This window comes from Candidatus Blochmanniella chromaiodes str. 640, from assembly GCF_000331065.1.
Lineage (GTDB): Bacteria > Pseudomonadota > Gammaproteobacteria > Enterobacterales > Enterobacteriaceae > Blochmanniella > Blochmanniella pennsylvanica.
The window spans coordinates 447976-461263 of record NC_020075.1; the positions used below are offsets into that span (position 1 = coordinate 447976).

Consider the following 13288-nt stretch of genomic DNA (forward strand, 5'->3'; position numbering starts at 1 on the left):
TAAAATAGTATTGGCTTTTATAAAAGTCAATAAATACTCTTGATTGCTGTACTAAAACTATATTTGTATGAATAATAAAAATATTGATATAATACAACTTTTATATGAACGTGACTTAATAGCACAAATTACAAACCAAGAAGAATTAATTAAAATATTAAAATCAAAATCCATTACTTTATATTGCGGATTTGATCCGACATCTGACAGCTTACATATAGGACACTTAGTTCCACTGCTATGCTTAAGACAATTCCAAATATTTGGACATCGTCCTATAATTTTGCTAGGAGGGGGTACTGGATTGATTGGAGATCCAAGTTTTAAAGATTCTGAACGAAAACTCAATTTAATTGAAACAGTACAAAAATGGATAGAAAAAATCAAATACCAAGTATCTTTATTCGTAGATTTTTCTCATAGTCAATATTCGCAAGCCTGTATAGTTAACAATTACGATTGGCTATCTTCTATATCACTCTTAACATTTTTAAGAGATATTGGTAAATTTTTTTCTGTAAATAAAATGATAAATAAAGATGCTATAAAAAAACGGTTACAAAAAAATAATTATGGAATTTCTTATACTGAATTTTCCTATAATTTATTACAAAGTTATGATTTTACCTATTTACATAAAAATTATAACGCAATACTGCAAATCGGTGGTTCTGATCAATGGGGCAATATTATATCAGGTATTGATCTGATACATCGCATATATAAAAGAACTACTTATGGGCTCACTATGCCTTTACTTACCAAATCTGATAACACTAAATTTGGAAAAACAGAAAAACATACTATATGGTTAGATGCAAAAAAAACCAGCCCTTATACATTCTATCAATATTGGATCAATACTTCTGATAAAGAAGTATATCGTTTTCTTAAATTTTTTACCAACATCGATGTAGATGCGATCAATACTTTAAAAAAAGAAGATAAAATGAAGAATACAAAACCACAAGCTCAAATTATATTAGCAGAAGAAATTACTCGATTAGTTCATGGAAAATCAGGATTAAAAACAGCTCAAAAAATTACCAGAAATCTTTTTACAGGACAAATACATAAACTTACCTTAGATGATTTCGAACAGCTATTTCAAGATGGCATACCGACCGTACCACTGAAAGCAGGTATTACATTACAACAAGCGTTGGTAGAATCTAAATTAGTAGTGTCTCGTGCACAAGCACGAGAATTAATTTCATCTAATAGCATCACTGTAAACTCAAAAAAACAATTGAAAACAGAATATATTTTTTGTGCCACCGACAGATTATACAATCGATTTACACTATTAAGACGCGGAAAAAAACACCACTGCTTAATCATATGGGAATGATCTAGTTTAGATAATATATTGTTTTATGTATATAACTATTTATATTATTTGAAAATATAAATACAATTTCCCGCAATACCTTATACCTTACTACACCATGCGTAGTATTTTATTTATGTAACTTCTACTATAATATAAATCGTTTTTTTTCCTTAAATTCACACAAATCTTTAATCACACAAACACGACAATTTGGTTGTTTAGCTCGGCAAACATGCCTACCATGTAATACTAACCACTGATGACAGTTTCTTTGAAATTCTTTTGGTACTACCGACAATAATTTCTTTTCTACAGACAAAACAGTATTTCCTAACGCAAAACGACTACGATTACAAAATCTAAATACGTGTGTATCTACTGCAATTGTAGGCCAACCGAAAACTACATTTAAAATAATATTAGCAGTTTTACGTCCAACTCCAGGTAAAGATTCCAAACCAACACGATTCGACGGTAATATACCATTATATTTGTCTATCAACAAACGACAAGTTTCAATAATATTTTTAGATTTAGTATTTGATAAACCAATAGATTTAATATAGTTTTTAACCCCATCTACGCCCAAATGTAACATATCTTGTGGTGTATTAACTACTTTAAACAAACTCGTTGTTACTTTATTAACTTGTATATCACTTGTTTGAGCTGACAATAATACTGCAATCAACAACTCAAATTCTGACCGATAAACTAATTCAATAACTGGATGAATATTATTATCCCTTAATTTACATAAAATCTGATAACGTTTAACACGATTCATTAATAACACTTAATTATTTCATAACGTTTTATTAAAAATACTTATAATACTTTTACTATTATTCAATCTACTTATATTATTCAGTTCTAGCAATAATTAAAATACTTCTGAAGAATTAATCATATTTTCTGGGCAAACCCACAAATCAAATTGTTGCTCATCAACATAACCCAATTGTAACGCAGCTTCCTTTAAACTTAACCCTTCCGAATGCGCCTTCTTAGCAATTTCTGCTGATTTATCATACCCAATATACGGACTCAACGCAGTAACCAACATAAGTGATCTATTAAGTAATTCTTTAATTCGTTCATGATTCGGTTGAATCCCTACAATACAGTATTTATGAAAACTTTCTATACCATCTGCCAGTAAACGTACCGATTGTAAGAAATTATATATAATCAATGGCCTATATACATTTAATTCAAAATGTCCAGATGCACCTCCAATATTTATACTAACATCATTTCCCATAATTTGAGAACACAACATAGTCATAGCTTCACATTGCGTTGGGTTAACTTTTCCAGGCATAATCGAGCTACCTGGTTCATTTTCAGGAATGCTTAATTCGCCTATACCACATCTAGGGCCAGAAGATAATAAACGTACATCATTAGCAATTTTCATCATAGAAACGGCTAAACCCTTCAAGGAACCATGACTGTGCACCAATGCATCACATGTCGATAACGACTCAAACTTATTTGGTGCACTAACAAAATTATGTTTAGTAAGAAATGATAATGCGTCAACAACACGTCCAGCGTATTCTGGATGAGTGTTTAGACCTGTCCCTACTGCTGTTCCACCTAATGCTAATTCATATAAATGAGGTATAGTAACTTCTATATGGTCTATGTTATGTTCTAGCATAGATACCCAAGCAGAAATCTCTTGCCCCAAAGTCAATGGAGTAGCATCTTGAAGATGAGTACGACCAATTTTAATAATGTTATTAAATTTAACAGATTTATCAAATAAAGTTTTTTTTAACATCTTAACTTTAGGTATTAATTGCTCATTTAAAGTAACTACCGCTGCAACATGCATTGCGCTAGAGAAAACATCGTTGGAGCTTTGACTTTTATTGACATGATCATTTGGATGAATAAATTTCTCATTCGCATTATGTTCACTGCTTAATAATTTATTAGCTCGATTAGCTAAAACTTCATTCATATTCATATTGCTTTGAGTTCCAGATCCAGTTTGCCAAACTGATATTGGAAATTCGTCCTTATGTATTCCAGATAGTACTTCACCTGCTGATTGAATAATTGCTTGAGCCCGTTCACAATCTATCAGTTTCAAATCATAATTTACTTGTGCTGCCGCCAGCTTGATTTGGGCCAATGCTTTAATTAACGAGAAAGGAATTTTTTCATTAGAAATATTAAAATATTTTAATGCGCGTTGTGTTTGCGCTCCCCATAATCGATCGTTCGGTACTAAAATTGCACCCATAGTATCCTTTTCAACACGCATCGCCATAATAATACCACCTTACTTAATTATAAAATATTAATTGATTTTATTAATTATATTAATATAATCATTTGTTTGTATCATATATACAAAATCAATGATATCATTTTAAAATTGAATTTCTATTCAAAAAATTAATTATTTAATTTATAATTTTGTATATGTTAATTATTTATATATAATAATAAAATAAAAATATAAATATACTGTATATGCGCAATATAAGATACGTTAATTAAAATTAAAATATGCCGACATTTATTATATTAGGAATAATATTTCAAATATTTACATATAACAAAATTGCTTGGTGTAGCACCCTCACAGAGGGTATTAAATCCAACATTAGTAATAATATGTTTCAAGATGATTTATATCAAAAAGAGATGAAATTACACACTCACGACCATATACATCATACTCTTAATTTTTATCCCTATACAACGAATAAACTACGCATCCATGCATATAATTATCGACCTCCCTTTTCTTCTACTTACAAATCTAAAATGCAATTGCAAAACGATTCAATCAATATGTTTCATTCGTTTTACACACAACGTAACAAACACAAAAAAAACTTATCCTTTATGCAATTAGGAATACACAATCTTTTATCAGAACAAATTTTTAATTTTGGAGGAGGAAAAAGACATCTAACTAACGACAAATATGCTATTGGATATAATACTTTTTATCATTGTCCTATTTCTAAACAAAGCAGTCAACCATACTCAATTAATGTTGGTGTAGAATATTGGTTACATAATACATTATTCATGTTAAATAATTATTATAATCTAGATAACATCTTTGACCCTGAAACATCATTACAAAAATGTAACATACATTATCCAAGAAGTGGTCATCAATTATATATACAAACTAAATTTCCACGCTTTTTCGAATTTACCGGAAAAATAAAATTGGAACAATTTATTTATGAAAAAAAATATAAAAAAATTTTCAATAAAAAAAATAGTGACTATTATTTATCGTTAGATCTGAATTATCAACCCATTCCTATGCTAGGTTTTAGCATAAATAATATTTTTTTAAATAAGCAATACAATAGTACTATTTGTCGAGTATTAATAACTTACCAATTTGGTACTCCTATCATAGAACAAATTCATTATACTAATAACGAAAATAAATCAATACTAAATAACCTTGATACTATAATACAACCGTTTATACCTACGATAATTCCACATCACGATTATATTTCCATTAACGATCATAATTATCTTTCATCTTTACAGCGTACTCACAAAATAACAGGTTATCCTGGAGAAATTAAAATAATTAAAATTAATGATAATAATGATAAATATGTACGATGGGATTTGGAGTCATTAGAAAATCATGGAGGTAATATTGTTGCAATAACAAATAATACTTATGCGCTCTATTTCCCTAACTATCCTATTGCACAAGAAAACAATATCGTTGTTGCATACATTACTAATAACACAACACAACCCCATCAAAAACAAAAAAAACAAAATATACATATTGTAGTAAAAGATTTTGTACAAAAACCATTATTGAATACGAATACACAAAAAAAATATGCATCCATTGTTAACATGAATAATGATTCTGGAATTAACGTTACAGAAAATACAGCTGCACATACATTAATTCATTATGACTATGATCAGCGTAGTAGTAGCATAAAGAGTAATACGTCGGTCTCAAATATCTTCTTTGCTCCGCAGTCACAGAATGATGTATGTAACACTACTACAACAGAAAACGATCAGAATACTATAATAGAAGATAATCGCATATTTTTAGCTCCTCCTCCCCCTCCCATTCCTTTTCCTTTTTTAGAAAAAGATTCATCAGAATTTATAGCATCATCAACACTGAAAGATACATCGCTATTGAGCCAATCTGTATCTCATGAGGATCAACAAACTCATTCTGAAAAAAATGCAGATAGCGAAGGAATGCATGATTCTTTTTTTAAATCTTCTGAAATTGAATTCAATCAAAGTGATGATTTATCGTATCGCTTATTTGCGCATAGGAAATCTAATTTTGCTTCAGTGGGTACTACAGAACATATAAATAAACTTGAAAATACCATAAGAGAACGAAAAAAAACTAAACACCTCAGTGATATGGAACAAATATTTGTCAAACTAAATCTTGCGCAATCTTCTTCATCCATTAGCGAAGAAGATTGCGCAACAGACGATAGTAGCGATAGTTTTAATTCCACAAATAAAGAAACGCGCTATCATTAGATATATTTTTACTTTAAATTATTAAATTAATTATCTTTTAAAATTTAAAAGAATATACACTCATTGAGTAACGTATTAAAATATCTATCAATATAAAAATTAAATAGTTAGCAATAATTTCAATTTAGTTTCATGATATTATCATGAGTTCGGTCCCGTATTCCTAGCCAAGTAGGAAAAATATCGGTATCAATTCCAAATAAACTTAGAGCTCTTGCCACAGTATAACAAATAATGTCATCTATAGTTTTTGGGTGTGTATAATATGCAGGAACAGGCGGCATAATCACTGCTCCGAATTCTGTTAATTTAACCATTGTACGTAAATGCCCAAGATGCAATGGAGTTTCTCTGATCATTAACACTAGCCTACGTTTTTCTTTCAACATTACATCTGCAACACGACTAATCAATGATGATGTCATTCCTGAACTAATTTCTGACATAGTTCTAATGGAACATGGAGCAATTAACATCCCTAAAGTTGGATATGATCCACTAGCAACTGATGCTCCAATGTCCTGAGGAAAATGTACAACATCCGCTAATTCATATACAGATTGTTTGCTCATCTTTAATTCTTGCTGTAATGTAATCAGAGCATTTCTAGTAACGATAAGATGAGATTCTATATTCACAGAACATTTTTTTAAAATAGTTAATGCACGGATTCCATAAATTCCACCAGATGCCCCTGATATTCCTACTACTAAACGTAATTGTTGCTCCATAATTATTTTTACACTCCAACTCCACGTTAACATAAACAAATACACTTATGATTTTTAATAATTATCACTATGTATGACATTTAAAAATATTTTTAATATGCTATGATGAATTAAAAATATTATACATACATTAAAAATTTTAATACTCACATTATAAGAAGACACAATAATATCATTATTAACATAGTAATTAAAGAAATCCTTAAATTACATATTAATAATATGTATTATATTTAATATAAATCGCTTAAAATTCTCCTATGTATTTATTTTTAATAATAATTAAATTCATTCGTATTGTAATTAATAAGAAAGTTTATCCACATTACCATAATCAGTTATGTACTGTAGCATATTTATTTTTTTTAAATACAGTATTAACATGGCTTAATGACTCTGGAGTATCCACGCTAATATTAAATACATCATCAATTACAGAAACATGTATTGCCTCTCCATGCCATAGTACTCGAAGCTGTTCAAGGTGTTCAAGCTGTTCCAGTGGACTTTTAGTCCATGCAATATAACGACGCAAGAACTTAACTCGATATGCATAAATACCAATATGACGTAATAGTGTCTTAGAGAATTTACTATCTAGATGATTTACAAAATCTCCTGTATTCCATGGAATCATAGAACGAGAAAAATAAAGAGCATTGCTATTCATGTTTATAACAACTTTGACTACATTATCATCGCGTGCTTCTTTGAAAGAACTCAATGGTGTTGCTAACGTAGCCATAGAAATAGTACTACTTATTGAACACAAAATACTTGCTACTTGACGAATCATAATAGAAGAAAGCAAAGGTTCATCGCCTTGCAGATGTACGATAATTTGATCATCTGAAAATTTATAATTAATAGCTACTTCTGCAAGACGTTCAGTACCTGACTGATGAGTAGATCGTGTTAAACATACCTCACTTTCGGATTGCTCTGATTCAATGACTCTCGCTATACAAGAACTATCTGTAGCAATGATTACTTTATTAGCTCCAGAATCTAAAGCATTTTCCATAACACGAACAATCATAGGTTTACCATTAATATCTGCTAAAGCTTTCCCTGGAAAACGCGTCGAAAAAAATCGAACCGGTATAATTACTACAAAATTCATATTTTACCTACTATAATATAAAATTACGAGCGTCTCTTTTTAAGAGAACCGGGATTCCTTTTCTTATTGGGAAAGCCAAATTATCAACATTACAAATTAACTCCTTTTTTTCTAAATCGAAAGATAATTTCGAATGACACACAGGACACACAATAATCTTCAATAACTGATATTTCATCATAATATTACTAAATCGATTAAATGTTTAACTTATACATATTGTATACAACAAAACTATTATATCTATTCTATAGTTTATAATAATAATTTTATCATTTAAATAATTTATTTTTTATATATGACAATGTTATATATAAAACCACACTTAAAATATTATTTTTTTAATCTTTCTCCTACATGGTTATCATATTGTTGTAAAAATATAATTACTGTACATTGTATCTTGAACCCTTATAATATCTAATCTTATTTTCCACCATGCGCAATAAATTATGCGTATCTATCTTATTGATTTTTACTTCTGTATGCACGTACCACCAATTATCGTGAGCAAAATCTATACATTTAACTGCATCTTTTTCGGTCATTAGTAATATCTCATCTTTTTTAGTAAGGGATGTTAACATTTTTTCAGAATACACGTGATGATCAGAAAATGAAATCGATCTGATCGGAATGATCCCATAACTTCGTAAAGTATCAAAAAATTGTGTAGGATACCCAATCCCTGCTATAGCTACAACATTATTTAAAAAATAAAGAGGTTTACGCTCTCCCGTCAATATATTGACTACAGCGATAGGAAATAACTGCATTAATACTTCTCCAGATTGTATTCCTACTTCTGATCCATTTGCAATAATCGCTTGCACTGTATGAAGTCTATTAATGCGTTCGCGCATGGGACCTGCTGGTAACCAACAACCATTTCCAAATCGAAGCACACTATTAACTATTACCCATTCTATATCCCTAAAAAGTGCATAATGTTGTAATCCATCATCACTTATTATGATATCCAATTGTTGTTTTCTCAATAATGCAGCAACTGCATCAGCACGTTTTGGAGAAACAGCGACCGATACTCCAGTTCGTTTCCAAATTAACATTGGCTCATCACCACATTCCTCACTATGGCTATTCATATTAACAATTATTGGATAATTATTCGATTTACCTTTATATCCTCTTGAAATTACCCCAACCTTCCAACCACGACGTTTCAAGTGCTCTACTAACCATAATACCATCGGAGTTTTCCCGTTTCCTCCAATTGTTAAATTACCAATAATTATTATTGGTACCGAAAATCGATATACTTTTCGCCATCCATACTGATAACTAATACGATTCAGTGTACTGATTACACCGTATAACCAAGAAAATGGCAATAAAAATAAATAAAAAAACGATGATTTAAACCAAATACGATCAAACATTAAGAAGAAAATTGCAATTTATATAATTGAGCATAAATCCCTTGGCGACGTATCAAAACCTTATGCACGCCACGTTCCATAATATAACCATTTTCAATTACCAATATTTCATCCGCATTTTCAATGGTAGATAAACGATGAGCTATAATCAAGGATGTTCTATTTTTTTTTAACGTATCAAGAGATTTATGAATAATGTGCTCTGAAGCAGAATCTAAAGCAGAAGTAGCTTCATCGAAAATTAAAATAGGACAATCCCGTAACAAAGCACGTGCAATTGCAATACGTTGACGTTGGCCGCTAGATAATAGTATCCCATTTTCTCCTATAATAGTATCTAATCCGTTTTTCATTTGAGAAATAAAATCCATAGCACATGCCATACGCGCTGCAGTTTCAATAGATTCTCTAGAATAAAAATTTCTGCGAGCGTACGCAATATTGTTTGCAATAGTATCATTAAATAAATGAACGTTTTGGGATACCATAGCTATTTGATTACGCAACGAAGCAAGTTTATAATCATTTAAATTAAAACCATCAAGCAATATACGTCCTTTATCTATATCATAAAAACGAGTTAATAAATTTACGATAGTAGATTTTCCAGAACCAGATCGACCTACCAAAGCAACAGTTTTTCCTGCTTCAATAGAAAAATTGATTTTATAAAGCGATGGTGTATTTTTTTCAGGATAAAAAAAAGTAACATCATCAAAAATAATATGTCCCTGTACCCGTGTGATATCGAGTATGCCTTGATCTTTTTCTGTTTCTAAATCTAATATGGAAAATAAAGTTTGACAAGCTGCCATTCCACGTTGAAATTGAGCGCTGACATTAGTCAAAGACTTTAATGGTTTCATCAAAACTATCATAGATGAAAAAATAACAGTAATAGTCCCAGCAGTAAGCATTTCCATAACACTTGGAATGCTAGCAGCGTACAACACAAATGCTAATGCTAATGATGCGACACATTGAATCAATGGATCAAAAATAGATGAAGTTTGCACCATCTTCATACTTTGTTGTCTCATACGATTACTGACGCAGTTAAATCTATCTTTTTCTGTGTGTTGCCCTCCAAATATTAATACTTCTTTGTGTCCTTGCAGCATTTGTTCGGCGCTGCTGGTTAGTTGGCCCATGGCGCTCTGCATCTTCTTACTGATTGTTCTAAATCTATGAGAAACAAGCTTAATAGTGATGGATACTATTGGCGCAATTAACACTAAAATTAATGATAATTGCCAACTATAATAAAACATCATTATACATAAACCAATAATAGATGCTCCTTCTCGAATAACAGTAACCAAAGCTCCAGAAGAAGAAGAAGCAACTTGATCGGAATCATAAGTAATTCTAGATACTAATGTACCAGTAGATTGTTTTACAAAAAATGAAACCGGCATATTCATAATATGTTTAAACAATGCACGCCTCATTTGCATTACTACTTTTCCGGATACCCATGATATGCAATAAGTAGATACAAAACCACTAAAACCGCGAATACCCATTAATCCTACTAAAGCCAACGGCATCCACACAAATACATCTCTATTAGCTTTTCCAAATCCATCATCAAGTAAAGGTTTTAATAAAGCTAACATTAAAGCATCACTTGTTGCATTCAAAATCAGAGTAATAGAAGCAACAACTAATCCTACTCTAAAAGGAAAAATTATTGGCCAGAGACGACGAAAAGTTTGCCAAGTAGAAGAATGATTTTTATTGTACTGCAACATTTATGTCCCTGCAGTCATAATTTATTTCATACGAAACATACGAATACATCGCAATCAACATACTAGAAATATCGAATACTTCAAATATACTAATGTTCGTGAAAATCTTACAACATAAATACGCATAAAAATAAAAACTACTATATCTATTATATATAAATATTATTTTTGAATAATATACAAACGTATTCCTAATCTTTAGTATATCTAATAATCTGTGTGATTAAATGTGATTTTAACGATGAAAAAGAATTTAATGCTCATTCATATATATTAACTATTTTATTGTAAAACCTTACTATCAACACCAATGATATGACAACATTAAATTAAGAGAACTTAAATAAATAAACAAAACTTGCTTATACATACTATTCTATTTTTAATATTAAATCAAATTTTTATCACTTTCACTAATCAACAACTAGGACAACTTATTTCAAAATAAAATAAGTACACAACATTAAAATTTAATTCTTTTTATCTACTCAAGTAGTAACCTCATTATATCTAATATATAATCCTCAATTCAATTATAACCACGACTAATTTAACTACCCCACAACTATATTAAAATTCTATATAGATATCATATATAAATATTAAAATATTTATTTAATTAGTTTATTTATTGTTACCTATAACTGACCCAGTCTAACATATTAATAAATTATATATAAAAATTATTTAATAAAAAATAATTACTCATTCTTAGTTGCCGCTTTAAATGCTTCAACCATGACACTAGAAAAATTCTGATCTTTCTCTTTGATATGATTGTCAATAATGTTGACTTCTGATTTTTGAATTGAATCACATATATTACATGCAGATAAATTGACGATTCTATTTTTACGATCTACTCCATCTAGCGTTGCTAATATATCATTGCCTATGTGTAATGATATATATGTTTTTTTATGAGTAGATTTATTATTTGATACAGCAGGAATAGATAAATAACCAATCACCATATTATCATCCAATATGACAGTAACCCCCCCTTTTTCATCTATAGAAAGAATCTTTCCAGATACTATACTTCCTTTTTTATGAGCAGATAAATACACATTTAAAGGATCCTCCGTTAACTGTTTTATACCTAAAGAAATACGTTCGCGTTCTGCATCTACTTGAAGGACTACAGCAATTATTTCGTCACCCTTTTTGTACTTATTTACAGCCTCTTCATTAGATAAATACCAAGAAATATCAGAAAGATGCACCAAACCGTCAATTCCTCCTTCTAATCCTATAAAAATACCAAAATCGGTAATCGATTTTATCCTGCCCATAACCCGATCACCTCGATTATACATATCTGAAAACTTCTGCCATGGATTAATTTTACATTGTTTTAATCCTAAAGAAATTCTTCGGCGTTCTTTGTCAATATCTAATACCATTACTTCAACAGATTCTCCTACCGTCACTACTTTAGAAGGATGAATATTTTTATTAGTCCAATCCATCTCGGATACATGTACTAATCCTTCTACTCCATCTTCAATTTCAATAAAACATCCATAATCAGTTAAATTAGTTACTTGTCCTATCAATTTACTTCCTTCCTTGTGGCGTTGAACAATAGCCGCCCATGGATCTTCTCCTAATTGCTTTAGACCCAAAGATACTCGAATACGCTCTCTGTCGAATCTTAATACTTTAACAATAATTTCATCTCCAACATTTACTATATCACTAGGATGTTTAACGCGTTTCCATGCCATGTCAGTAATGTGTAACAACCCATCTACGCCTCCTAAGTCAATAAAAGCGCCATAATCAGTTAAATTTTTAACTACCCCTCTAATTTCTATTCCTTCATGTAATTGATTTAACAATTGATCACGTTCAACACTATTTTCAGATTCAATCACTGCGCGACGCGACACTACAACATTATTGCGTTTATGATCTAATTTAATTACTTTAAATTCAAATGCTTGCCCTTCTAAAAATGAAGTGTCACGTATTGGTTTAACATCTACCAAAGAACCAGGTAAAAAAGCGCGTACGCCATTTAGCTCAACAGTAAATCCTCCTTTTACTTTTCCGTTAATAATACCTGTAACAGTGGTCATATTTTGGTGTGCTTTTTCTAATAATACCCAAGATTCGTAACGTTTTGCTTTTTCACGAGATAAAACAGTCTCCCCAAACCCATCTTCTACTGCATCTAATGTAACATCAACATAATCACCAATTGAAATCTCTAATTCTCCTTGAGCATTATAAAATTGCTCAATAGGAATAGCAGATTCTGATTTTAATCCTGCGTCGACTAACACAATATCTTTAAAAATAGCAACAACAACTCCACGAACAATGGATCCAGGACAAGTTTCTACTTTTTTTAAAGATTCTTCAAATAGCTGAGCAAACGATTCTGTCATTTTTATAATCTTCAA

Annotated in this window: 10 protein-coding genes; 2 read left to right on the plus strand and 8 right to left on the minus strand. The window is 30.3% G+C overall.

The genetic code is table 11. The annotated features are described in order from the left end of the window. The first annotated feature begins 67 nt into the window (after positions 1 to 67). The gene (gene tyrS / locus BCHRO640_RS01905) at positions 68 to 1351 is read left to right on the plus strand and encodes a tyrosine--tRNA ligase (protein ID WP_015344631.1); all 1284 of its coding nucleotides are present in this window, start codon (positions 68 to 70) and stop codon (positions 1349 to 1351) included. A 127-nt stretch (positions 1352 to 1478) separates the two neighbouring features. Here the strand turns inward: tyrS and nth are convergent, their stop codons facing one another. Further along, the gene (gene nth, locus BCHRO640_RS01910) at positions 1479 to 2120 is read right to left on the minus strand and encodes an endonuclease III (RefSeq protein WP_015344632.1); all 642 of its coding nucleotides are present in this window, start codon (positions 2118 to 2120) and stop codon (positions 1479 to 1481) included. Positions 2121 to 2216: 96 nt separating this feature from the next. Then, entirely contained in the window at positions 2217 to 3620 is a 1404-nt protein-coding gene (gene fumC / locus BCHRO640_RS01915; RefSeq protein WP_171805071.1) for a class II fumarate hydratase, read from the minus strand. 239 nt (positions 3621 to 3859) lie between these two features. Here fumC and BCHRO640_RS01920 point away from each other — a divergent pair, with 239 nt between their 5' ends. Beyond that, a complete protein-coding gene (locus tag BCHRO640_RS01920; protein ID WP_015344634.1) occupies positions 3860 to 5869 on the plus strand; it encodes an inverse autotransporter beta domain-containing protein in 2010 nt (669 codons plus the stop codon). A 119-nt stretch (positions 5870 to 5988) separates the two neighbouring features. Here the strand turns inward: BCHRO640_RS01920 and BCHRO640_RS01925 are convergent, their stop codons facing one another. From BCHRO640_RS01925 to rpsA, 6 genes are all read right to left on the minus strand, one after another. Beyond that, positions 5989 to 6600, minus strand: coding sequence for a UbiX family flavin prenyltransferase (locus tag BCHRO640_RS01925; protein ID WP_015344635.1), 612 nt, complete (start codon positions 6598 to 6600; stop codon positions 5989 to 5991). Between the two features lie 334 nt (positions 6601 to 6934). Beyond that, positions 6935 to 7723, minus strand: a complete 789-nt coding sequence (gene kdsB, locus BCHRO640_RS01930; protein WP_015344636.1) for a 3-deoxy-manno-octulosonate cytidylyltransferase — start codon at positions 7721 to 7723, stop codon at positions 6935 to 6937. Positions 7724 to 7733: 10 nt separating this feature from the next. Continuing rightward, the gene (locus BCHRO640_RS03320; RefSeq protein WP_011282921.1) at positions 7734 to 7901 is read right to left on the minus strand and encodes a Trm112 family protein; all 168 of its coding nucleotides are present in this window, start codon (positions 7899 to 7901) and stop codon (positions 7734 to 7736) included. A gap of 208 nt (positions 7902 to 8109) precedes the next feature. After that, positions 8110 to 9123, minus strand: coding sequence for a tetraacyldisaccharide 4'-kinase (lpxK, locus tag BCHRO640_RS01935; protein WP_015344638.1), 1014 nt, complete (start codon positions 9121 to 9123; stop codon positions 8110 to 8112). Beyond that, positions 9123 to 10877, minus strand: coding sequence for a lipid A ABC transporter ATP-binding protein/permease MsbA (gene msbA / locus BCHRO640_RS01940; protein ID WP_015344639.1), 1755 nt, complete (start codon positions 10875 to 10877; stop codon positions 9123 to 9125). Before msbA ends, lpxK begins: the two co-directional genes overlap by 1 nt. A 701-nt stretch (positions 10878 to 11578) precedes the next feature. Beyond that, positions 11579 to 13273, minus strand: coding sequence for a 30S ribosomal protein S1 (rpsA, locus tag BCHRO640_RS01945; RefSeq protein WP_015344640.1), 1695 nt, complete (start codon positions 13271 to 13273; stop codon positions 11579 to 11581). Positions 13274 to 13288: the final 15 nt, after the last annotated feature.